Source organism: Reyranella sp., from assembly GCF_965249915.1.
In the GTDB taxonomy this organism is placed as follows: domain Bacteria; phylum Pseudomonadota; class Alphaproteobacteria; order Reyranellales; family Reyranellaceae; genus Reyranella.
Genome location: NZ_OZ252257.1, coordinates 93,803 through 117,254, shown reverse-complemented (window position 1 = coordinate 117,254; position 23,452 = coordinate 93,803). Strand labels below are relative to the sequence as shown.

19 protein-coding genes are annotated in these 23,452 nt (G+C 66.7%); 5 read left to right on the top strand and 14 right to left on the bottom strand.

Annotated elements, in window-relative coordinates; all coding sequences use genetic code 11:
* Positions 1–133 precede the first annotated feature (133 nt).
* From ACP15H_RS00545 to ACP15H_RS00530, 4 genes are all read right to left on the bottom strand, one after another.
* Positions 134–1,276 (bottom strand): acyl-CoA dehydrogenase family protein, encoded by a 1,143-nt coding sequence (locus ACP15H_RS00545; RefSeq protein ID WP_422030474.1) that lies wholly within the window; start codon positions 1,274–1,276, stop codon positions 134–136.
* A gap of 40 nt (positions 1,277–1,316) precedes the next feature.
* The gene (locus ACP15H_RS00540) at positions 1,317–2,513 is read right to left on the bottom strand and encodes an acyl-CoA dehydrogenase family protein (protein ID WP_425064279.1); all 1,197 of its coding nucleotides are present in this window, start codon (positions 2,511–2,513) and stop codon (positions 1,317–1,319) included.
* Between the two features lie 7 nt (positions 2,514–2,520).
* Positions 2,521–3,039: a DUF1993 domain-containing protein gene (locus ACP15H_RS00535; RefSeq protein ID WP_425064278.1), complete on the bottom strand. Its 519-nt coding sequence runs from the start codon at positions 3,037–3,039 to the stop codon at positions 2,521–2,523.
* A 136-nt stretch (positions 3,040–3,175) separates the two neighbouring features.
* Positions 3,176–4,372 carry an acyl-CoA dehydrogenase family protein gene (locus ACP15H_RS00530; RefSeq protein WP_425064277.1) on the bottom strand — a complete coding sequence of 399 codons (1,197 nt, stop codon included), beginning with the start codon at positions 4,370–4,372 and terminating at the stop codon, positions 3,176–3,178.
* Between the two features lie 227 nt (positions 4,373–4,599).
* On the opposite strand from ACP15H_RS00530, the gene ACP15H_RS00525 reads away from it, so the two are divergent.
* Positions 4,600–5,295 (top strand): OmpW/AlkL family protein, encoded by a 696-nt coding sequence (locus ACP15H_RS00525; protein ID WP_425064276.1) that lies wholly within the window; start codon positions 4,600–4,602, stop codon positions 5,293–5,295.
* 121 nt (positions 5,296–5,416) lie between these two features.
* Positions 5,417–5,887, top strand: coding sequence for a DUF2867 domain-containing protein (locus tag ACP15H_RS00520; protein WP_425064275.1), 471 nt, complete (start codon positions 5,417–5,419; stop codon positions 5,885–5,887).
* Here the strand turns inward: ACP15H_RS00520 and ACP15H_RS00515 are convergent.
* Positions 5,884–7,095, bottom strand: a complete 1,212-nt coding sequence (locus tag ACP15H_RS00515; protein ID WP_425064274.1) for a CaiB/BaiF CoA transferase family protein — start codon at positions 7,093–7,095, stop codon at positions 5,884–5,886. The genes ACP15H_RS00520 and ACP15H_RS00515 overlap by 4 nt on opposite strands.
* 142 nt (positions 7,096–7,237) lie before the next feature.
* Between ACP15H_RS00515 and ACP15H_RS00510 the strand changes: the two genes are divergently transcribed.
* Positions 7,238–8,365 (top strand): CaiB/BaiF CoA transferase family protein, encoded by a 1,128-nt coding sequence (locus ACP15H_RS00510; RefSeq protein WP_425064273.1) that lies wholly within the window; start codon positions 7,238–7,240, stop codon positions 8,363–8,365.
* Positions 8,365–9,570 (top strand): MFS transporter, encoded by a 1,206-nt coding sequence (locus ACP15H_RS00505; RefSeq protein WP_425064272.1) that lies wholly within the window; start codon positions 8,365–8,367, stop codon positions 9,568–9,570. Before ACP15H_RS00510 ends, ACP15H_RS00505 begins: the two co-directional genes overlap by 1 nt.
* A gap of 91 nt (positions 9,571–9,661) precedes the next feature.
* Here the strand turns inward: ACP15H_RS00505 and ACP15H_RS00500 are convergent, their stop codons facing one another.
* From ACP15H_RS00500 to ACP15H_RS00490, 3 genes are all read right to left on the bottom strand, one after another.
* A complete protein-coding gene (locus ACP15H_RS00500; protein ID WP_425064271.1) occupies positions 9,662–10,810 on the bottom strand; it encodes a DSD1 family PLP-dependent enzyme in 1,149 nt (382 codons plus the stop codon).
* On the bottom strand, positions 10,807–11,685 hold the full coding sequence (locus ACP15H_RS00495; RefSeq protein ID WP_425064270.1) for an SDR family NAD(P)-dependent oxidoreductase: 879 nt from the start codon (positions 11,683–11,685) through the stop codon (positions 10,807–10,809). The genes ACP15H_RS00500 and ACP15H_RS00495 overlap by 4 nt, the downstream gene beginning before the upstream one ends.
* A 76-nt stretch (positions 11,686–11,761) precedes the next feature.
* The gene (locus tag ACP15H_RS00490) at positions 11,762–12,964 is read right to left on the bottom strand and encodes an aminotransferase class I/II-fold pyridoxal phosphate-dependent enzyme (RefSeq protein ID WP_425064269.1); all 1,203 of its coding nucleotides are present in this window, start codon (positions 12,962–12,964) and stop codon (positions 11,762–11,764) included.
* A gap of 78 nt (positions 12,965–13,042) precedes the next feature.
* Between ACP15H_RS00490 and ACP15H_RS00485 the strand changes: the two genes are divergently transcribed.
* Entirely contained in the window at positions 13,043–13,894 is an 852-nt protein-coding gene (locus ACP15H_RS00485; RefSeq protein ID WP_425064268.1) for a LysR family transcriptional regulator, read from the top strand.
* A 2-nt stretch (positions 13,895–13,896) separates the two neighbouring features.
* On the opposite strand, the gene ppc is transcribed toward ACP15H_RS00485, so the two are convergent.
* The 6 genes from ppc to ACP15H_RS00455 form a co-directional block, all read right to left on the bottom strand.
* Positions 13,897–16,671: a phosphoenolpyruvate carboxylase gene (ppc, locus tag ACP15H_RS00480; RefSeq protein ID WP_425064267.1), complete on the bottom strand. Its 2,775-nt coding sequence runs from the start codon at positions 16,669–16,671 to the stop codon at positions 13,897–13,899.
* A 108-nt stretch (positions 16,672–16,779) separates the two neighbouring features.
* Entirely contained in the window at positions 16,780–19,206 is a 2,427-nt protein-coding gene (locus ACP15H_RS00475) for a TonB-dependent siderophore receptor (protein ID WP_425064266.1), read from the bottom strand.
* A gap of 177 nt (positions 19,207–19,383) precedes the next feature.
* A complete protein-coding gene (locus tag ACP15H_RS00470) occupies positions 19,384–20,430 on the bottom strand; it encodes a FecR family protein (protein ID WP_425064265.1) in 1,047 nt (348 codons plus the stop codon).
* 42 nt (positions 20,431–20,472) lie between these two features.
* Positions 20,473–20,994, bottom strand: a complete 522-nt coding sequence (locus ACP15H_RS00465; protein WP_425064264.1) for a sigma-70 family RNA polymerase sigma factor — start codon at positions 20,992–20,994, stop codon at positions 20,473–20,475.
* 125 nt (positions 20,995–21,119) lie between these two features.
* A complete protein-coding gene (locus ACP15H_RS00460) occupies positions 21,120–21,416 on the bottom strand; it encodes a hypothetical protein (protein WP_425064263.1) in 297 nt (98 codons plus the stop codon).
* Between the two features lie 82 nt (positions 21,417–21,498).
* Entirely contained in the window at positions 21,499–23,412 is a 1,914-nt protein-coding gene (locus tag ACP15H_RS00455) for an AMP-binding protein (RefSeq protein WP_425069846.1), read from the bottom strand.
* Positions 23,413–23,452 lie beyond the last annotated feature (40 nt).

Below are 23,452 nucleotides of genomic sequence, written 5' to 3'. Positions count from 1 at the left end.
CGATGAACGCGCCGCTCCCGGGGCGCGTCCTTACTTTTTCTGCAAGGCGCGGGCTCCCGCGCCCCAGCGTTTTCGCCTACTTCGGCGAAAACGCGCGAAGGCGCTGCCGCCCGCCGGCGCATGTGAATGCGCCTTAAGCCGCCATCGCGAGGTTGCTGTAGCGCGTCAGGTGATGCTGCTGGTTGCCGAACATCAGGTCGATCATCGTCAGCCGCTTGAAGTAGTGGCTGACCGCCATCTCGTCCGTCACGCCCATGCCGCCGTGCATCTGCACCGCGCTCTGGCCGCAGAACTTGCCCGACTTGCCGATCTGGACCTTGGCGCCCGAGGCGGCCTTGGCGCGCACCGTCGGATCCTTGTCGTCGATCTTGAGCGAGGCCATCAGGGTCATCGAGCGCGCTTCCTGCGCGTTGGTGAAGCAGTCGACCATGCGGTGCTGCAGCACCTGGAACTTGCCGATCGCCACGCCGAACTGCTTGCGGGTCTTGATGTACTCGAGCGTGGCCGCATTGATCGCGTCCATGCAACCGGTGGCCTCGGCGCAGAGCGCGACGATGGCGCGATCGACGGCTTCCTCGACGACGGGGAAGGCGTCATCGACCTTGCCCAGCACCGCGTCGGCGCCGACCGAGACCTTGTCGAAGGTCAGTTCGGACGCGCGCAGCGCATCCTGGGTCGGGTAGTCGCGGCGCGACAGGCCCTTGGCCTTGGCGTCGACCACGAACAGCGTCAGGCCCTTCGGCTCGCGCGCCGAGCCGGCGGTGCGCGCCAGCACGATGATCTCGTCGGCGGAGGCCGCGTTGTAGACGACGCCCTTGTGCCCCGAGAGCGACCAGCCGTTGCCTTCCTTGGTCGCCTTGAGCGACACGTCGGCCAGGTTGTAGCGGCTCTGGCGCTCCAGCCAGGCGAAGGCGAACTGCTTCTTGCCCTCGATCATCGGCGCCAGCAGGGCGGCCTTCTGGTCGGCGGAACCCGCGCGGGCGATCATGCCGCCGCCCAGCACCACGGTCGGCAGGAACGGCTCGAGCACCAGGCCCTTACCGAACTGTTCCATGACGATCATCGTCTCGATCGGACCGCCGCCGTAGCCGCCATCCTCCTCGGAGAAGGCCATGCCGAGCCAGCCCAGCTCGGCGAACTGCGCCCAGTTCTCCGGCAGCCAGCCACGCTCGGTCGCCACGATCTTGCGGCGGTTCTCGAACGTGTACTTCTCTCGTGCGAAGCGCTCGGCCGATTCCTGCAGCTGCTTCTGTTCGTCGGAAAGGGACAGATCCATGTTTCTCCTCCGGAATTCTTGGATGCGGTTATAGCCCCCGTCAGAGGCCCAGCACCATCTTCGAGACGATGTTCTTCTGAATCTCGGTGCTGCCGCCGTAGATGCTGGTCTTGCGCATGTTGAAATAGCGCGGCGCGGCCGGCGGGGCGTGGTCGGGCCCGATCGGCGTTTCGTTGGTGTCGTGGAACAGCATGCCGGGCTGGTAGGGCTGGGCGTACTCGCCCACCGCCTCCATGGTGAGCTCGGCGATGCGCTGCTGGATCTCCGAGCCGCGCACCTTGAGCGTCGAGACTTCGGGACCGGGCGCCCCGCCCTGGGCCATGGTCGAGAGCACGCGCAGCTCGCTCATCTCCAGCGCCTGGACCTGCAGGTCGATGTCGGCGATCTGCGCCGTGAAGGCCGGATCGTCAGCCAGGGTGCCGCCGTCCTGCGGCTCGATGCGGGCGATCTGGCGCAGCATCGAGACGCCGCGCTTGGAGGACGGGACCTCGGCGATGCCCAGCCGCTCGTTGGCCAGCAGGAACTTGGCGCAGGTCCAGCCCTCGTTCTCCTTGCCGATCAGGTTCTCGACCGGGACCTTCACGTTGTCGAGGAACACGTCGTTCACGTGATGGGCGCCGTCGGTCATGATGATCGGCCGCACGGTCACGCCCGGCGTCTTCATGTCGATCAGCAGGAAGGAGATGCCCTCCTGCGGCTTGGCCTCAGTGTTGGTACGCACCAGGCAGAAGATCCAGTCGCCCCAGTGCGCGAACGAGGTCCAGGTCTTCTGGCCGTTGACGATGTAGTGGTCGCCTTCTCTCACCGCGCGGGTGCGCAGGTTCGCGAGGTCGGAGCCGGCGCCCGGCTCGGAATAGCCCTGGCACCACGAGACTTCGGAGCTGCGGATGCCCGGCAGGAAGCGCTCCTTCTGCTCTTCGGTGCCGAACGTGTAGATCACCGGGCCGACCATCTTCGGGCCGAACGGCAGGATGCGCGGCGCGCCCTCCTCCGCCAGCACGTTCTCGAACAGGAAGCGCTGCGTCACGTCCCAGCCCGGGCCGCCGTACTTCTTCGGCCAGGTGTAGGCGAGCCAGCCCTTCTTCCCGAGCGCCTTCTGCCACACGATGTGGTCGTCGCGGTCGTAGTGCTTGCCCGAGAAGGTCTTCTCGCGGGTCGCGGGCGACAGGTTCTCGCGCGCGAACGCGCGCACCTCGTCGGCGAAGGTCTGGTGCTCAGGGCTGAGGGTAAGGTTCATTTCGAGGTCAGCTCGCAATCCGCATCTTGCCGAGAAAGTCGCGCTTGCCCAGCGGCACACCCTTCTGGCGCAGGATGTCGTACGCCGTCGTGGCATGGAAATAGAAATTCGGCAGCGAGAACGACATCAGGAAGCCCTCCGCCTTGAAGGGGATCTTGCGGTCGCCGACCGAGAAGATCACGTCCTTGCCCTCGATGCCGTTCACCTCGTCGGGCTTGATCGCCTCGAGCGCGGCCTTCGCGTCGCTCACCAGCTTCTGCAGGCCGGCATAGTCCTCACCGGCGGGCTTGGGCGGGGAGAAGGCGCCGGCCATCGCGCCCTTCACGCCGCCGGCGGAATGGTGCGCCGCGGATACGACCTGGAAGCGGAACGGCGCCATGTCGGGAAACAGCCTGGTCTCGACGATCTCGTTGGGATCGAGGCCCTTCTCTTTGCAATGGGCAAGGCCCTTGGCGAGGAAGCCTTCGACGCCGCCCAGAACCTGCAGGAATGACACGACGCTGAGGTCATAGAGAGAAATGGCCATTAAGCGTTTGCTCCTTTGCAGCGATGCGACGGCTTGAGGACGGGATCGGAATGTCGACGGGCGCTGCAAGAGAGGCTCGTCGGCTGCGGCGCGCTACGCTCGCTGTCGGTCCGGATCACGCATTGTGGCAACCCGATCACAGTCCCAGGACCATCTTTGAGATGATCCCCTTCTGGATCTCGTTGCTGCCGCCGTAGATCGTGGTCTTGCGCGTGTTGAAGTAGCGCGGCGCGGCGAGGTGGGCATAGTCGGGACCGACCGGCTCCTCGTTGGTGCCCTGCCACAGCAGGCCCGGCAGGTACGGGGCGGAATATTCGCCGACCGCTTCCATCGTGAGTTCGGTGATGCGCTGCTGGATCTCCGAGCCGCGGATCTTCAGGCCCGACACTTCGGCACCGGGCTGGCCGCCCTGCGCCATCTGCGACAGCACGCGCAGCTCGGTGAATTCCAGCGCCGTCACCTGGATCTCGAGATCCGCGATCTTCTCGGCGAAGGACTGATTCTCGATCAGCGGGCGGCCATTGTCCTGCTCGGCGCGGGCGATGTCCTTGAGCGCCTCGACTCCGCGCTTGGACTGCGGCACCGCCGCGATGCCCAGCCGCTCGTTGGCCAACAGGAACTTGGCGCAGGTCCAGCCCTCGTTCTCCTTGCCGACCAGGTTCTCGACCGGGACCCTGACATTGTCGAAGAAGACCTCGTTCACCTCGTGGCCGCCATCGGCCATGATGATCGGCTTCACCGTGATGCCCGGCGTCTTCATGTCGATCAGCAGGAACGAAATGCCTTCCTGCGGCTTGGACTTCGGATCGGTGCGGACGAGGCAGAAGATCCAGTCGGCCCAGTGACCCATCGTGTTCCAGGTCTTCGACCCGTTCACGATGTAATGGTCGCCGTCCTTCTCCGCCTTGGTGCGGAGGCTGGCGAGATCGGAGCCCGAGCCCGGCTCGGAATAGCCCTGGCACCACCACACTGTGCTCTCGCGGATCGCCGGGAGATACTTCTCCTTCTGCGCCTCGGTGCCGAACGTGTAGATCACCGGGCCGACCATCTTGGTGCCGAACGGGATGATACCCGGCGCATACTCCTCGGCGCAGATATTCTCGAAGATGTAGCGCTGGGCCGGCGTGAAGCCCGGGCCGCCATGCTTCTTCGGCCAAGTGTAGACCAGCCAGCCCTTCTTCCCGAGCGCCTGCTGCCAGCGCATGTAGTCGTCGCGGATCAGGTGCTTGCCGTTCTTCACCTTGTCGCGCACGTCGGCCGGCAGGTTGGCGCGCACGAAGGTGCGCACTTCGTCGGCAAATTTCTGTTCTTCAGGCGTGAAAGCGAGATCCATGTTCCCCTCCCGTGGAGGCATTTTCGATTTGGCCGGAGTTTAGCCACGAGCCCGTTCGGGACAAGCGCCGATAAATCGACTGGCGAGTGTCCGCGCCGAGATGCGGAACGGCTTTCCGTAAGAAAATCCCACGTCACCGGTGCCGGTCTTGCAACCATTGATCCAGGTCAAGTCCCTACTCGCCGTAATGGCGTTCACTCATCCCAGCGTAAAGCGGGAGAGTATCAATGCGGAAGATTTCAGTTGCAGGGGCGATGGTTGCGGCAGCCCTCATGTCTGCCTCGCTGGGGCAGGCAGCCAAAGCCGACGACACCGAGATTCAGAGTCCCTGGCAGGTCCGCGTCCGCGCGCTGGGCGTGCTCCCGGCCTCGTCGGGGAGCACGGTGAACGTGCAGGGCGTCCCGGCGCTTTCGACGCCGAATTCCGGCCTGTCCATCGGCAACTCGATCGTCCCCGAAGTCGACATCAGCTACTACATCACGCGCAACGTCGCGGCCGAGCTCATCCTGGGCGTCACGGCTCACAGCATCACCGGCACCGGCGCCCTCGCGAACACCAACATCGGAAGCGCGTGGCTCCTGCCCCCGACCTTGCTGGCGCAGTATCACTTCACCGATTTCGGCGCCTTCAAGCCCTATATCGGCATCGGCTTGAACTACACGATCTTCTTCGGTCAGAGCGCCGGCTATACGCAGACCAACGGGCTCGGGGTGACGAACCTCAGCATCAACAATACCGTCGGCGGCGCCGTCCAGGTCGGCTTCGACTACATGATCGACAAGCACTGGGGCGTGAACTTCGACGTCAAGAAGTACATCCTGCGCCCGACCTACAATGCCACGGTCAACTACACCATCCCGGTGAGCGGGACCGCGGTCATCGATCCCTGGATCATTGGCGCCGGCGTGACCTACAGGTTCTAGGCCCATCGGGCGAAGGCTCGATCGATATCGGCGCCGCTCAGGCCGGTTACGTGCGGGACGGATCGTCCCGCGACAGCGGGTCCCGGGGTTCTCTCCGGGACCCGTTCCCATATTCCGTGCCATGAGCCGCATCGCCCCACCCGCCGAAAGCCGCCTCAGTGACTGGTATTCCGGCGCCAGCCTGACCGACAGGTTTGCCGTCACCCTGCCGCCGGGTGCGCCCGCCGACGTCGGCACCCTCGCCACCCTGCTCTTCGCCGATCCGCCCGTCTGGTTCACGATCCTGCTGGCGATCCGCGATCGGGTGATGACGCTGTTCGGCGTCAGAGCCTCGCATGCCCTGGAGGCCGGCGAGCACATCGCCTTCTTCCCCGTCCTGTCCCGCTCGGCCGACGAGATCGTACTGGGCGCCGACGACCGCCATCTCGATTTCCGGGCTTCGGTGCTCCTGCGCCGCACCGACGGGACGCTCGTCGCCACGACGGTCGTGCGCTGCCACAATCTGCTGGGCCGCCTCTATCTCGCGGCGATCCTGCCGTTCCACATCCTGGTCGTGACCGACGCCCTGCGCCGCCTTCGCCGCCGCTTCTAGCGTTCCGGCGGCACGATCAAGACCTTGTCCGCCCTGAGCTTCTCGATCGCCTCGTCGCTCAGGCCGGCCTCGCGCAGGACTTCGACGCCGTCGCCGCCGATCTGCGGGGCGTGGCGGCGGAACTCGACCTTGGTCTTCTCGAAGTCGAGGGGGCTGGCGAAGGTGGTGATCGGGCCCTCGGTCGGATGCTCGCGCTCGGTGAAGAAGCCCGTGGCCTTGAGGTGCGGGTCGTCCTTCAGCTCCTCCAGCGTGCGCACCGGCATGGCGGGGATGTCGGCCTCGTCGAACATGTCGAGCCATTCCTGCGTCGGGCGATGCTTCAGCAGCTCGGCCAGCACCTGGTAGAGCTCGCTGAAATGCTTGGCGCGCTCCATGCGGTCGACGAACCTCTTCTCCTTGGCGAGGTCGGGCCGCTCCGCCAGTTCGAAGAACTTGACCCAGTGCGCGTCGGTATAGGGCAGCGCGCAGATGTAGCCGTCCTTCGTCGGGAAGGGATGGCGGAACTTGTTGATGATGCGGTCGTAGCCCATGGGCGCGCGCTCGGGGTTCCAGGTGGCGCCGAACAGGTGCTCGGTCAACCAGAACGAGGCCAGGGTCTCGAGCATCGGCACCTCGATCATCTGCCCCTCGCCCGTGCACTTGCGATGGTAGAGCGCGCCCAGCACGGCGATGCAGAGATGCAGCCCGGTCGTCTTGTCGGCGATCAGGCTCGGCATGAAACGCGGTGGCAGGCCGTCGACCCGGCTCTGCAGCGAGGCCGCGCCGGAGACGCCCTGCACCAGGTCGTCGAAGGCCGGCTTGTGGCCGTACGGTCCCTTGCGCGCATAGCCCAGCGAATAGGCATAGATGATCGACGGATTGATCTTCTTCAGCTCCTCATAGCCCAGGCCCAGCCGTTCGATCGCCTGCGGCCGGCTGTTGTGGATGAAGAGGTCGGCATCCTTGATCATGTCCTTCAGGACGGCGCAGGCGGCGGGCTTCTTGAGATCGAGGCAGATCGAGCGCTTGTTGCGGTTGGCGGCCATGTAGATCGGACCCATGGCCGGGGCGTTGCCGAGGCTGCCGCCCGAGGCGCGCAGCAGGTCACCCTCCGGCGGCTCGACCTTGATCACGTCGGCGCCCATGTCGGCCAGATGCTGCGTGGCGAACGGCCCCAGCAGGACGGCCGTCAGATCGATCACACGCACGCCCTGCAATGGTCCCGGCATTTCCTCGTCCCCGCTATGTCGTTTTGATCTTGTCCGAACCGTGCCATCGCCCCTTGCGAAATGGTAGTCCTACGGTAACACCTCGTCCCGAGGCGCTTCGCGGTGCGATGCGCGGGGCATTTCTGGAATTTGGGGTCATGTGATGGCTGGAGCGCTGGACGGTCTGCTGGTGGTGAGTGTCGAGCAGGCGGTGGCCGCTCCCTATTGCGCCGCCCGGCTGGCGGATGCCGGCGCCCGCGTCATCAAGATCGAGCGGCCCGAGGGCGATTTCGCCCGCGGCTACGATGGCTATGTGCACGGCCAGTCGAGCTACTTCGTCTGGCTGAACCGCGGCAAGCAGTCTCTCACCCTCGACTTCAAGGCCAAGGACGACCTCGCTTTGCTGCACCGGCTGATCGGCAAGGCCGACGTGCTGATCCAGAACCTGGCGCCGGGCGCGGCCGAGCGCGCGGGCTTCGGCTCCGCCGCCATGCGGGCGGCCCACAAGAAGCTGATCACCGTCGACATCTCGGGCTATGGCGACCACGGCCCCTACAGGAACCGCCGCGCCTACGACCTGCTGGTGCAGGCCGAGAGCGGGCTGGCCTCGATCACCGGCACCGAGCATGCGCCGGGCCGGGTCGGCATCTCGGCGACCGACATCGGCACCGGCATGTATGCCCACGCCGCCGTGCTCGAGGCGCTGATCGCCCGCGGCCGGACCGGCGAGGGCCGCGCCATCTCGGTCTCGCTCTTCTCCTCGATGGCCGAATGGATGACGGTGCCGCTGCTCGGCATGGAATATTCCAACTACGAATGGCCGCGTCTGGGCCTCACCCATCCGTTCATCGCGCCCTACGGCGTCTATCCGACTTCCGACAAGGTGCCGGTGCTGATCTCGATCCAGAACGATCGCGAGTTCGAGCGCCTGTGCCACGGCGTCATCGACCGGCCCGGCCTCGAGAAGGATCCGGACTATGCGACCGGCAAGGCGCGCAATGCGCGGCGCGACGAGACCAACGCCATCGTGGCCCAGAGCTTCGCGTCTCAGACCTTCGCCGACCTCTCGGCCCGCCTCGAAGCGGCGCAGATCGCCTGGGCGCGGGTGAGCAGCGTCAAGGACCTGACGACCCATCCCCAGCTCCGCCGCACCGGTTTCAACTCGATCGGCGGCGAGGACGTCTCGATTCCGGCGCTGGCCGCCTCCTACACCGGCGAGCCCGAGCGGCTGGGCGACGTGCCGACGCTCGGCCAGCACAGCGAGGCGATCCGCAAGGAGTTCGCCGCCTGATGTCCGACCGGCTGTCGGGCCGTCTACTTCAAGGGGCGAAGCTCGCGGCCTATGGCGCCGCCTACTTCTTCGCCGCCGGCGCCTTCATGAGCTACTGGCCGGTCTGGCTGCGCGACCGTGGGATCAGCGACACCGAGATCGGCACGCTGTTCATGTCGCGCCAGATCGTGACGGTGATCGCGACCCTCTCGGTCGGCTGGGTCGCCCATCGCCTGGGCGGCCCGCGCGGCGTCATCGTGGCGCTGGGCATCGCCTCCATCGCCGCCATGGGCGCCTTCCAGATCTCCCATTCGTTTCTGGCAATCTTCGTCGTCACCATGCTCTGGGGGTTCCTGTGGTCGCCGCCCATGCCGCTCTACGACGGCGTGCTGGTGACCGAGACCAAGAAGCACGGCCTCGACTATGCGCGCGTGCGCATGTGGAGCTCGGTCGCCTTCATTTTCGGCACCTTCCTGGCCGGCATCGCCGTCGATCGCTACGGCCCGCCCTGGGTGCTCTATGTCGGCCTGGCAAGCATCGTGCTGCTCGCGCCCTTCGCGCTGCTGCTGCCGCCCGCCGCCCCGCGCACCGCCGCCGCGCATGGCCATGCGCCGTTCCGCGTGAGCGAACTGCTGAGGCAGCCGCCGTTCCTGCTGTTCCTGCTGGCCTGCGGCCTCTGCCAGGCCAGCCATTCGGTGCTCTACAGTTTCGGCACCCTGACGTGGCGCGGCGCCGGTATCCCCGACGTCACCATCAGCGCGCTGTGGGCCGAGAGCGTCGCCATCGAGATCGTGCTAATGCTGTTCGGCGGCTGGTTGCTGGCGCGTCTCGGCGTCTGCGGCCTGATCGCGCTCGGCCTCACCGCCGGCCTGGTGCGCTGGACGGCCATGGCCTTTACGACCGAGCTGTGGGCGCTGGTCCTGCTGCAGGCACTGCACTCCTGCACCTTCGCCGCCTGCCACCTCGGCGCCATGGCCTTCCTGCAGCGCGCGCTGCCGACGCACGGCGCGGCGATCGGCCAGAGCCTCTATTACGCCTTGGGCACCGGCGCCACGCAGGCCGTGGTCTACCAGTTCTCCGGCATTCTCTACTCAGACTACGGCCAGCGCGCGTTTCTCGGGATGACCGTCGTCAGCGCCCTCGGAATGTGCGCGCTGCTGCTGCTCGCGCGGACGTGGAACGGCGGGCTGGTGGTGGGGCACTCTCGAGTTCCTCTCCCCCGATAGGGGGAGAGGTTAGGTGAGGGGGTTGATCGAAGCGCTCCTGCGTCACCCCTCACCCAGCCTCTCCCCCTATCGGGGGAGAGGAGTATGAATATCAGCGCGACCGGCCGCGCGCCGTGACCGGCCAGATCTCGACCAGGGTGTCGCCCTTCACCACGTGATAGCTCTCGTAGAGGTTCACGGTCGGGTCGCAGTGCGGCGGCGTCAGCACGACCTGGTCGCCGAGCTTGGGGGCCGGCTGGCCCTTCGGCGCGATCACCGCGAGATGCTCGTCGCCCATGAAGCGCGTGGTGGCGCCTTCGACGGCGCCCTTCAGGATCACCGGCGGGCCCTTTTCGGTGGCCATGGCCTTCAGCCCGGCATCGACCGTCACCATGCCCGGCGTGTTGGCGCTGACCGCGCGCGCGTCGATCTGCAGCGCCTGCTCGAAGGTCGGCTTGTCGAGGCCGCGCAGGTCGCAGACGTTGTAGTCGTGGTCCATGAACACGTAGGAGCCGACCTGCAGCTCGGTGAAGACGCCGAGCTTGGCATCGATGTAGTGCGTGCCGGTGCCCGAGCCGGTGACGATTCCGGGCTTCAGGCCCGCCTCTTCCAGCTTCGCCAGGATGCCCTGGAGATACTCCGTGCGCTCCTTGATCTGGGCGGTGCGCTCCTTGAAGTCGACGATGTGCTGGTGGCTTCCGCAGTAGAACTGGACGCCCGCATAGGCGAGCGACCGGAAGTTGGCGACCTTCTGCACCAGCTCGACCGTGGCCTCGGGCGAGGCGGTGCCCGTGCGATGGATGCCGGGATCGATGTCGACGATCACGGTAAGCGACTTGCCGGCCTTTGCGGCCGCGGCGGCCAGCGCCTCTGCATTGGCGGGATGGTCGACCACCAGCATCAGGTCGGAGACCTTGGCGTTGAGCTCGACGAGCCGCTGGATCGCCTGCGGCGTCACCACCGGCGAGGTGATGTGCAGGCTCTGGATGCCGGCCTCGGCCAGCGCCTCGGCTTCGCCGAGCTTGGCGCAACACACGCCGAGCGCCCCCGCCGCCATTTGGCGACGCGCAATGTCGGCCGACTTGTGGGTCTTGGAATGCGGCCGCAATTTCACCTTATGCGCCTTGGCGAAGTTCGCCATCTCCGCGATGTTGCGGTCGAGCATATCGAGGTCGAGCACGAGCGCCGGCGTGTTGAGCGAGCCGCGCGAGCCCTGCTGTCCGATGAGGTGCCCGTGCAGGCGTTGAGCTTCGCTGGTCATTTCTTCTGATCTCCGGATTGCAGGGTGCGGACGACCATGGCTTCACCGGTCGTGCCGCGGTTGACGCCAGCGCTCTTCATGAAGGTGTTGTCGGCGCCGGTACCCCAGAGCGCGACGCCCTGGGCCAGCAGTCCGCCATCCACCTTCACCGTCTCGCCGGTGATGAAACGTGCCTCGTCGGAGGCAAGGAAAGTCGCCACGTCGGCGATATGCTCGGGCTCGCCGCGGTCGGGCCAGGGTTGCTGGCCGAACTGCTTCTCGTACTTGTCGGGCCGGCCGCGATGGACCAGCGGCGTCGAAATGACACCGGGCGCGATGCCGACCACGCGGATGCGATCGGGACCCAGCTCGGCCGCCACGTTCCCGATCAGGCTGATGCAGGCGGCCTTGGCCGCCGAATAGGCATGACTGCCGCCGCCGCCCACCATGCCGGCGATCGACGCCGTCACCAGAATCACGCCGCCGCCACCCTGTTCCTTCATCGCCTGCGAGGCATGCTTCATGCCGAGGAACACCGACCGCGTCAGCACGGCAAACGTATAATCCCAGTCCTCGACACTCGTTTCGGCAATCGGGCCGAAGGCGCCGCCGACGCCGGCATTGAGATAGGCGATGTCGAGCCGCCCGAAACGGCTCTTGGCCTCGGCAACCATGGAAGCGACATCGCTTTCCGTCGCCACGTCGCAGCGCACGAATCCGACACTGTCGCCAAAGCCCTGCGCCCTGGCGACCGCCAGTGTCTCCGCGCCATTGGCCTCGTTGAGGTCGGCCACGAGCACCTTCGCGCCTTCGGCAAGAAAGCGCATCACGGTCGCCCGGCCCATGCCGCTGGCGCCCCCCGTGACGATGGCCACCTTGCCCGCCAGTCGATCCATGTCGATTTGACCCTCCGATACCATGGTGGTGTCGCCGGCATCGCGAGGCAAGCCTGACGTTTCGCCGCCCCACTTCTCAGGTGAGCGCTGCGCACGCCTCGCCGATAAGCCGTCCGGCCGCATGGATATGTTCAGTCGGCACGGCGAAGGTCATCCGTACATAATGAGGAAGCCCGTAGCCCTCTCCCGGAAGAAGGGCGATGCCCACCGTTCCGAGGAGATGGTCGGACACATCCTCGCCTGTGTTGAGCACACGGCCCTGCGGCGTGCGTTTGCCGATCACCCCGGCGCAGGAGATGCAGAGATAGAATGTGCCCTCGGGCGGCGCGGCGGAAAGGCCCTCGCAGCCGTTGACGAGAGAGACCGCGAGGTCGCGCTTGGACTGGAGGATCGCCAGGCGCTCCGTCAGTACCGCCTGCGGCCCGGCGAGTGCCGCGGTCGCAGCGGCCTGGCTGATCGACGAGGTACAGGAGGTCACCAGGTACTGGACCTTGGTCATCTCGGCCACGAGATCGGCCGGCGCTGCGGCATAGCCGATCCGCCATCCCGTCATGGAGTAGCTCTTGGCCACGCCGCTCACCGTGACCATGCGCCCCCTGAGGTCCGGTGCAGCTTCGAGCGGTGTCACGGCCCTGGCACCGTCGAAGACGAAGTGTTCGTAGAGATTGTCGGCGAGCACCCGCACGCCGGGATGCTGCCGCACGACCTCGCAGAGTCCGCCCAGTTCGGCGTGCGTGTAGACCGCGCCCGTCGGATTGACCGGATTGTTGACGATGATCCAGCGCGTGCGCGGCGTGATCGCTCGCGCGAGATCCTCGGGCCGCAGCTTGAAGCCGTTGTTCTGGGCGCAAGGCACCGGGACCGCCACGCCACCCGCGAGACTGGCCTGGCCGTGATAGGTCGCCCAGCAAGGGCTCGGCACGATCACCTCGTCGCCCGGCTTCAAGGTCACCGCAAAGGCGGTGGCGATCGCCTGCGAGGAGCCGTTGCTGACGATGATCTCCGAGCGCTCGAACTCCAGGCCGTTCTGGCGACGGAAATGCTCGCGCACCGCATCCTTCAATTCGGGCGTGCCGTCGACGTTGGTGTAGCGCGTCTCGCCCGCCCGCGCCGCGGCAACGGCGGCCTCGACGACGTGCGGCGGCGTGGGGAAGTCGAGGTCGCCCGCCGTCATGTCGATGATCGTGCGGCCCTGGCTTCGAAGCTCGAGCACCTTTCGGCGAAAGGCGGCGGCCGGTGAGGAGTGCAGGCTCTTGGCCTGAGGCTGTGCGCTGGACATGGCCATGCTTGTAGCCAGTGTTGAACATAGCAAAAATAGATGGTTGGATGTTTCAGAGATAACAAAGAGATATGATTGATGCTGGACGCGGCAGCGGTCGAGGCCTTCGTGCTGGTGGCCGACCTTTCGAGTTTCACGCGCGCGGCCGCGGCCCTGAATTCGAGCCAAGCGGCCGTCAGCCTGAAGATCCGGCGCCTGGAAGAGTCATTGGGTCGCCGCCTGCTCGACCGGACGCCGCGCCTCGTCCGCCTCTCGCCCGATGGTGCAAACTTCCTTGCCGCCGCGCGTGAGCTGGTCGCGGCGCAGCAGAAGGCCCTCGCCGCCTTCACGCAGGAGCAGCGGCGCATCACCGTGTCGATCAGCCATCACATCGTCGGCGCCGATCTCACGACCCTGCTGCAGCACCTGCATCGCTCCGATCCCGGCCTCGTCGTCGAGGTCAGGATCACGACATCGGGCGAAGCGATGGCCGCGATCAACGACGGCTCGAGCGACTGCGCCGTCGTCCTGAACCACGACGGCAAGCGCCGCGGCGGCGAAGTGCTGTTCAAGGAGGAATTCCGCTGGACCGCCGTGCCGGAGTTCGACTTCCGGCCGGGTGCCGTACTGCCGCTCGCGACGCAGGCATCTCCCTGCAACGTCCGCGCAATGGCGGTCAGCGCGCTGGACAAGGCCGGCATCCGCTGGTCCGAAGTGTTCGTCGGTGGCGGTGCACAGACGATCGGCGCCGCCGTCCGCGCCGGTCTCGCCGTTGCCGCGCTCGCAAGGCGCGTCGCCCCGATGGGCACGGCGGATGTCGGCCGTCGCCTGGGACTGCCCCCCTTGCCATCGCGCGAAGTCATGCTGCTGTCAGGCACGACAAGCGCGACGAAGCGCCAGGCGATGAAGCTTCTCGCCGGATCGTTCAGGGCGCTGGCCGGACGAACCTAGATCTAGCCGCTGTTGCGCAGGCCCGCCGCGATGCCGTTGATGCTGAGGTGGATCCCCTGCACGACTGCGGGATCGGGATCGCCGGCGCGGTGACGCCGCAGCAGCTCGATCTGCACGTGGTTCAGCGGATCGATATAGGGGAAGCGGTTGCGGATCGAGCGCGCCAGCAGCGGGTTGAGTTCCAGCAGCGTCTTCTGCCGCGTGATGGCGCAGACTGCATCGATCGAGGATTTCCACTCCCGTTTCACCCGCCCGAACACCCGCTCCCGCAGTGCGGTGTCGGTCACCAGCTCGGAATAGCGCGAGGCGATGGCGATGTCGCTCTTGGCCAGCACCATGTCCATGTTCGACAGGATGGTGCGGAAGAACGGCCAGTTGTCGTGCATCTCCTGCAGCATCGCCATGCCGTCGGCCGGCCGCGCGGCGGTCCAGGCTTCGATCGCGGCGCCGAAGCCGTACCAGCCCGGCAGCATCAGGCGGCATTGCGCCCAGCTGAACACCCAGGGAATCGCGCGCAGGTCCTCGATGCCCTGCTTCTTGGAGCGTGAGGCCGGCCGGCTGCCGATGTTGAGCGAGGCGATCTCCTCCAGCACCGTGGATTCGCGGAAGTACCGGTCGAAGCCCTCGGTCTCGTAGACCAGGTCGCGATAGGCGCGGAAGGCGCGCGCCGACAGCTCCTCCATGACGGCGAGATAGTCGGCGGGCGGCGGCGGCCGGTCGGCGTCGAGGAGCGAGGCCTCCAGCGTGGCGGCGGCCAGGGTTTCGAGATTGCGCCGTCCGACCTCGGCATTGGAATACTTGCCGGCGATCACTTCGCCCTGTTCGGTGATGCGGATGGCGCCCTGCACGGCGCCGGGCGGCTGCGCCAGGATCGCGTCGTAGCTCGGCCCGCCGCCGCGTCCGACCGAGCCGCCGCGACCATGGAACAGGCGCAACCCGACCTCGTGGCGCTTGAAGGTCTCGATCAGAGCGAGTTCGGCCTTGTAGAGTTCCCACGTCGAGGTGAGATAGCCGCCGTCCTTGTTGCTGTCGGAGTAACCCAGCATCACTTCCTGGGTGCCGCCGCGCGCCGCGAGGAGGCGGCGATAGGCCGGCAGGGCGAGAAGCTCGTCCATGATCCGCCCGCAGCGCTGCAGGTCGCCGATGGTCTCGAACAACGGCACGATGTCGACGTCCAGCCGGCCCTCGCGCGGATCGAGCAATCCGCCTTCCTTGAGCAGCACGGCCACTTCGAGGATGTCGGAGACGCTGTCGGCCTTCGAGATCACATAGTTGGGCAGGGCGGCGCGCCCGTAGCGCCGATGCGCATCGGCCGCCACGCGCACCAGGTCCAGTTCCGCCGCCGTCTCCTCGCCATAGGAAAGATAGGGCGATGCGAGCGGCCGCATGTTGCCGAGTTCGGCGACCAGAAAATCGACACGCGCCGCCTCTTCGAGCGCGGCATAGTCGATGCCGGCGCCGGTTGCCGCCACGAGTTCGGCCATGACGCGCGCATGCACGTCGGAATTCTGGCGCAGGTCGAGCGACGCCAGATGGAAGCCGAAGACGTCGGCGGCGCGCCGCAGCGAGCGCAGGCGGCCCCGCGCCAGGTCCGCCGAGCCGTTCTCCGCGAGAGACCGGTAGAGCGTGTCGAGGTCCGCTTTCAGATCCTCCACCGTCTCATAGGCCGGCGCCGGGCCGACCGGCGGCTGCGGCGGCTCCAGCCGGTCGAGCGACCAGGCGGTCGCGGCCAGCCGCGCATAGATACCGACGATGGCGCGGCGGTAGGGCTCGTCCTTGCGCTCGGGCGCGCGATCCGCCGAGCTTTCGACCAGTCCGCGCAAGCCGTCCGAGACGTGCACGATGCGGCCGTCCAGCGACAGCTCGCTGCCCAGCCGGTGCAGTTCCTCGAGATAGAAGCGCAGCGCCCGCTGGCTCTGCAGAGTGAGCGTCTGACGCGTGACGTCCGCGGTGACGTAGGGATTGCCGTCGCGGTCGCCGCCGATCCAGCTGCCCATGCGCAGGAAGGACGGCACGTCGATGTCCCGCCAGGCCGCCTCGATGCTGCCGAGCCGGTCCTCGAGATCGGCGTAGAAGATCGGCAGCGCGCGCAGGAACGTGTGATCGTAATAGGCGAGCCCGTTGGCGACCTCGTCGATCACCCGCAGGCGCGTGTCGCGCAGGATGCTGGTCTGCCACAAAGTGAGCACGGCGCGGCGCAGCGCCTGGCGGTTGGCCCGCAGTTCCTCCGGCGTGAACTCGACCCGGTCGCGTTCGTCGAGCAGCCGTGCGATCTCCATCTCGCGGTCGATCGAACTCTTGCGCCGGATCTCGGTCGGGTGCGCCGTCAGGACCGCACTGCACAGCGCGCGGGCGAAGAAGCCCTGCAACCGGTCGCGGGAAATACCGGCCTTCGCGGCGCGGCCGAGCGCATAGGCCATCGTGCCCTGCGCCGGCGGCGCCTTGGCGATGGCGAGGGCCCGCGTGCGGCGGATGTGGTGCTGGTCTTCGGCGATGTTGGCCAGATGCGAGAAGTGACCGAAGGCGCGGATGATGCGAAGGGCGCGATCCATCGGCAGGCCGCTCATCGTGGCCTGCAGCTCCTGCCGCGCCGCCTCGTCGGCATCGCGATGGAACAGCACCCCGGTGCGGCGGATGTGCTCGACCAGGTCGAACACGGCGTCGCCTTCCTGGTCGCGCACCGTCTCGCCCAGAATGCGCCCGAGAAGCCGCGTGTCGTAGCGCAGCGGCACGTCCTTCTTGGCCGCTTCCCGATTGGGCGTTTCGATCTGGTCCATGGACAGCCCCCTTCACCCCTGTCCTGATACCAGATGAACGGTCCGGGGCCCGTCCTCAAACAGGGGATTCGTCCAGGAATCATATTCGCGACCGCCGATCGCCGCACTTCAGAAGTCCACCGATGCGGAGAACAGAAACGTCCGCGGCAGACCCTGGGCGACCGCGCCGTAGCTCGCCACGCCGGACCAGTAGTTGTTGTCGAAGACGTTCTGGACGGCCCCGCGGAACACCACCGGCGTCTTGCCAAGGACCGTGCGGTAGCGGGCGTCGAGGCCCAGCGTGGTCCATGTCGGGATGCTCTGCGTGTTGGTGGCGTCCACGTACTGGCTGGACGTTGTGATGACGCCCGCCCCGAGCGTCAGCCCGTTGACGAACGGGGTGTCCCATTCCAGGTTCAGCGTGCCCTTGAACACCGGGGCGCCGATCGCGACATTGCCGTTGGTGGCGGCATTGCTGGTCGAACTCAGCCGCGCATCGAGCAGCGCCACGCCGCCCACGACGCGGACCGACGGCGCGATTTCACCGAACACCTTGAGCTCGAGGCCCCGGTTGGTCTGCTGGCCGCTGGCCGTGTAGACAGTATTGACCAGCTGCGCGAACGGCTTCTGGATCTGGAACAGGCTCAAGGTCGTCGCAAACTTCCCGAAATCGACCTTGGCTCCGACTTCGAACTGTTGCGCCACGTACGGTGCGAGGGTCTCGCCCGCATTGCTGGCGGCGGCGGGAGCGACGTCTCCCTTGCTGAGGCCCTGGACGTAGTTTGCATACAGCGCCACGTTGTCCTTCGGCTTGACGACGAGGCCGACCATCGGCGTGAGGGCACTCGTATTGTAGCCCGACGTGATCGCCCCGGTGGTGGTCGAAAAATTGTCCGATGCGATCTGCTGCCAGCGCAGTCCGAGCGTGAGCTGGACCCGATCGCCGAAGGCCGACATCGTGTCGGCGAGGGCGACGCCACCCAGCGTGCTCTGGGAAATCTTGGGCAACTGGGAGGGCGCGGCGACGGACTGGGACGGCTGGGCGATCGGCGAATAGATGTTCGACAGAACGGCCGACGAGGCGTTGACGATTCCCCGGTAGATCGCATCCTGATAGCGGCTGGCCTGCAGGGCGACGGCATGCCGGACCTCACCCGTCTGGAAAGTGCCGCGCAGCCCGGCATCGTAGGTCAGGCGACTGACGTTGAACTTGTAGTAGCCGGGCGTGCTCGTCGTGTTGCCCGCCGCATTCGTGATGGTGGGCGTGCCGAACAGGCGATCGACCTGGGAAAGCCCGCCGCCGAAATCCACGAAGAACGTCAGGTCGGAGAGGATGTCGTACTCGGCGCGTACCAGCGCGGATTGGTCCGCGGACCGCGACCACTCCCAGGTCTGGGTGACGTTGCTGCTTCCGTTGGGCGCGGCGGGCATCGCCACGCCCGTGGCAACGAGGAAAGGCCGCGACGGCGCCGAGAAGTACTCGTACTGGCTGACGACGTCGACCGTCGCGCGAAAGCGATCTCCGCGAAAATCGAAAGCGAAGGCGCCCACCAAGGCGTCGCGCGATTGATTGTTGATCTGGGTATTGCCGCTGTAGGCGCCTCCATTGAAGCGCACACCGTACTCGCGGTTCTCGCCGAAGCGGCGGGCAACGTCGATCCGGGCACCGAGCTGCGACAGGCCGGTATATTCGGCGGCGACCCGCGTCAGGTCCGTCGTGGCGCGCTTGGGCACGATGTTGATCGAGCCGCCGACGCTGCTGTTGGGTGCCATGCCGAAAAGCATCGCGGTGGGGCCTGCGATGACGTCGATGCGCTCGACATAGTCCGTGAATACCCGGTAGTTCGGCGCGACACCGTAGACGCCATCGAAGGCGATCTCGCCGAAGTTGCCCTCGGCGATGGGAAAGCCCCGGATATAGTAGGCATCGAGCATGCCGTTCATCGGGCTGGTGACGCGCACCGAGGGATCGGTGTTGACCACGTCCGCCACCGTCGCCGCCTGCTGATTCTCGATCTTCTGCGACGTGTAGGTCGTCATGTCGAAGGGCGTATCCATGAAGTCGCGGTTGCCCAGGAGACCGACCTGGCCGCCGCGCGCGACCATGCCCCCGGCATAGGCGGGCGGCAGATTGTCGATCATCGCCTGCGACGGCACGTCCTGGCCCTGCACCTTCACCGGATCGAGCTGCATCGCGCCGGCCGGCGCATCGGCCATCTTCTGAATCTGGACGGTGTTCGCGCCCGTGAAGTGAAACGTGAGGCCGGTCCCGGCGAGCATGCGGCTGAGGGCTTCCTGGGGCGTGTGGGAGCCGCTCACGCCGGTGCTCCTGACCGACGCCGCGACATTGCCGTCCGCCGCAACCTGAAGCCCGGACTGATATCCGAATTGAACCAGCGCATCCGTCAACGCCTGGGCCGGAATATTGAACGGACGGGTACCCTGGGTACCGGCGGGTTGAGCCCACGCCGCTCCAAAGAAAGCCCCCTCGTGCAACGTTAGCGACGCCAGCAGGGCCGTCAGCAATGCCGCCCGGCGCGCGCCCCGCGCCTTCATCCTCGCCTCAAGATGCACCGAACTCTCCCCACGCAGGAACAAAACCGCCAAGGGGTACGCGAATGCGTCTCAGTCGTAATTTCCCCTTAGGGGTTTGACGATGTCGGCACGATCATTTTCCCTGGCTCGTTGCAGATTCCTGGCCTTCCGCCATCGACCGTGCCGCCGCAGGACTTCCTAGCCTGCCAAAACGATGAGCAGCCATGGGGTTACACGCAGCACGCGGCCGCCCTGCGGCCCGACGATGGCTTGCAGCGCGTCGGCGGGATCGGTGGCATCGAACACGCCGGTCACGGGCTGCTCCCCAAGACCGGCGCTCGCGATCACGATCCGACCCGCAAACCAGGGGCGCAGGCGCTCGACGACTTCCGCCACGGGACGATTGCGGACGGCCAGCCGGGCGTCCGGACCGGCCAGGAGATAGTCCGGCAAGCCGCCACCCCGCGACACCGAGCCATCGCGTCGAACTCGAACCCAATCACCGGCGAAGAGCTCGTAGGACGAACCCTCGATCGCCGCATCGACCTCGACATGGCCGTGTGCGACCCTGACCGAGGTGACCTGGTCGAGCACCAGCACATCGAAACGCGTGCCGAGCACCGTCGTCGTCGCGTCCCGCGCCACGACGCGGAAAGGCCGGCGGGGATCGGGCGACACGTCGAACTGCGCCTCGCCCGACAGCAGCGTCACGCGGCGCTCTCCGGCCGAAAAGCCGAGCCTGATGGCAGTGTCCGGCCCGAGCTGTACCTTGCTGCCATCTTCGAGGTCCACGGACCTGACCTGTGCGATTCCCGTGATGTGATCCGCTTCGAGGCGACGGACCATCGGAGAAGCGAGCAGAGCCGCACCACAGAGGGCGAGAACGGCAGAGAGGATCATCGGACGCCTTCTCCAGGCCGGCCGCAGCGCGCCGTCAACAGTGGCTTTCCGGAGCTTCACGGACTCGTCCGCGCGCTCCTTCCCGACGCTGGCCAGCAGCGCACCGGTTCGCGACACGCTCTCCCACGCCGCTCGATTGCCCGGAACTTCCAGCCACGCCCGGAACTCCGCATGCCGGGCGCGGTCGCCTGGATCGTCGTCGAGCAGGATCAGCCAGCCTGCCGCCTCCACCCTCGCCCGCTCTTGGTCATCCTCCATGGAGGCGTGTCCCGGCCGCAGCGATGCCTCGGCCGGTCGAACGAGGCGTCGCCAGGACAGCGATACGCGAAGACCGAAGAGGCCCATGGAGTATTGACGATCCGGCGGCCGCGATTTTCCCCGCTGCGCTCATTTCGCTCCGGCAGCAGCGGCGACGGCGCGGGCACGCCAGCGATCGCAATGGGCGACGCCTTCGGCGATGATCGTGAAGGTGCGCGTCACGGAGAGATCGAGGTGATTCGCCACTTCCTGCAGCGTCATGCCCTCGATGCGGTTCATTCGGACAGCGATCTGCGTGCGCTCGGGCAGGGCCGCGAGCGCCTCGAGCACCAGCCGAAGCTCGTCCTTTGCCGCCGCTGCGCGCTCGGCGGAAGGTGTTTCGTCGGCGATGCCGTGCGCCGAATCATCGGCCTGGCCCCGCCCGACTTCCCGCGACAGCTTCCGCCGCGTGTCGATCGCGAGATTGCGGACCAGCCGGTACAGATAGGCCACCGGCTCGAGAACGGTGCGCTGCTCTTCGGCGAGGCGCAGCTTGAGCCAGGCTTCCTGCACCACATCCTCCGCCTGCACGCGCGATCCCACGATCCTGGCGGCATAGGCGATGAGCGACCCCCGATGCTGGGCGAAGAGAGAGGCGGTGTCGGAAGGCAAGTCTCGCCCGGCATTCCCAAAGCGCGGACAGGACGCGACCGCGGCCGGGCGATGGTATCGATTTTGCGAATCAATCTCAACTCCAAATGCCCACCTTCTCACGCTGGCGACGGCACGGAAGCGGTCTAGGTCACGTCGATAGCGCCTGCGTCGCCGCCCTTGTTCATGCCACGAATCCGCGGCCTGCGGCCCTGCGTCGCGTTCCACTGGCGAAGACGCAGGCCGATCGGGCGATCATGGCGGATCGTGAGGTCAGCGCCCCGCTCACGGAGAAAGCGGCGAAGGCGCGCGGCGTTCCTCGTGCCCCACACGCCGATAAAAGCCCGCTCCATCTCAGCTTCATAGATTGCACCGCCGCCAAAGAGATCCCGCCATCGACCACCGAGACACTCCTCCGCGATTATCTTCTCGACGATGCACACGACACTGTTGCCGCCATGTGCGAAGGCAGAATCGCGGAAGACGTAGACGTCGATCGGAGGCCTCGCACAGGAAGGAGCGGCTCTAACCATTCGCCGCTGCGTCGATTTCGATCACGCCCTCGCCCCCGGCATAGAGTTTCTCGACCAGCGCCTTGCGGCGCTCCAGGGTGGCGCGCTGGTTGATGTAGCCCTTGTCGGTGATCTCCTGGCCGTCGACCTGCGGCGGCTCGGTCATCAGCAGGACGCGCTTCACCCGCATCGACGAGCCGCGGCCCTCGGCATTCATCTTCGCGATGCCTTCCTTCAGCGTGCCGACGACGGCGGGATGGGCCAGCAGCTCAGCCAGCGGCAGCTGGGCGCCGCTGTCGCCCGCGAGCTGGCGGCACGCCGCGACGTTGGGGAAGCCCAGCAGGCCGACATACTCGCGGTCCTGGCCGCAGACCACCGCGTCCTGCATCACCGGCGAGGCGGCGGCGATGGCGGTCGTGCGCAGGGTGCCGACCAGCACGAAGGTACCGCTGGTCAGCTTGAAATCCTCGACGACGCGGCCGTCGAAGATGATGCCCTGGCTCGCATCCTCCGGATCGACGAAGCGGCCGGCATCGCCGATCCTGTAGAAGCCCTCCTCGTCGAACATCTGGGCCGTGAGCTCGGGCTGCTTGTAGTAACCGGGCGTCACGATCACGCTCTTCAGCCGCAGCTCGTAGCGCCCCGCCGCGCCGGTCGGCACCATCTTCAGCTGCACGCCGGGATAAGGAAGCCCCACCAGGCCGACCCGCTCCGACGCCCAGTGCACGCTGGTCGCCGTCGGGGCCGTCTCGGTGGCGCCCCAGCCGGTGACGAAGGGAATTCGATAGCCGGTGTGCTTGACCGCCAGCGCCTCCATGCGCTCGTAGAGATCGCCCGGCAGCGTCGCCCCGCCATACGACAGCACGCTGATGTTGGCGAAGAAGCGCCGGGCCAGGGCCTCGTCCTTCTCCAGCGCCGTGGCGAGCATCGCATAGCCCGCCGGCACGTTGGAGAACGATGTCGGCGAGACCTCGCGCAGGTTCCGCAGCGTCTCCTCGAACAGGCCGGGCAGCGGCTTGCCGTCGTCGATATAGGTCGTGCCGCCCTCGTTCAGATTGCCCTGGAAGGTCGCATTGCCGCCCATCGTGTGGTTCCACGGCAGCCAGTCGAGCATGACCGGCGCGGCGTCGCTCGCCTTGCGCACCCGAGCCATGCTCATCATGGCGACGTTGGCGCACATCATTTCCTGCGTGTTGATCACCGCCTTCGGCATGCCGGTACTGCCGGAAGTGAACAGGAATTTGCCGATCGTCCTGGGTCCGATGGCCTCGATGGACCTGGCGACTGCGTCCGTCGCCTTGGTCGCCACGAGGTCGGTCCAGGGCAGCGACGGCATCCCGGGCGGCGGCTTGTCGACATGGACCAGCAGGACACCCTCGAGATCGAGCGCCGCCAGCGCGCGCGCATAGATCTCGCCGTTCTGCACGAAGACCAGGCCGGGCTTGATCAGGTCGAAGACGTATTTCAGCTTGGCGTGGTCCTGGCTCATCACCGAATAGGCCGGCGACACCGGCGCGACCGGCGCGCGGGCCTGCATGGCGGCCATGGTCAGCAGCGCGAACTCGATGGAGTTCGACGACAGGATCATCACCGGCCTGTCGGAGCCGAAGCCGCGGTCGAGCAGCGCCTGCGTGACCGAATCGACCTGACGCTTGGCCTCGCCATAAGTGACCTTCAACCACTCGCGCGCCGGTCCGCGGCGCTGTGCCAGCCAGAGTCGATCGGGTACTTCGGCCGCCCATTTGGCGAGCAGTGCCGGCACGTGCGGCGCATAGGGCTTCAACGGGTGGTTCGACTGCAGCACGACGGTGCCATCGTCACGCCGCTCGACCTTGATGTCGCGGCTCAGGAAATCGATGGGCTTGAACGGAACTTGCATTACACTGTCCAACGACGTTCTCCCCGGCGCCTGTTCTGTCGACGCGATTTAGGGACGGGAACCGCCCATCGGCAAGGGAGCGTTTGGC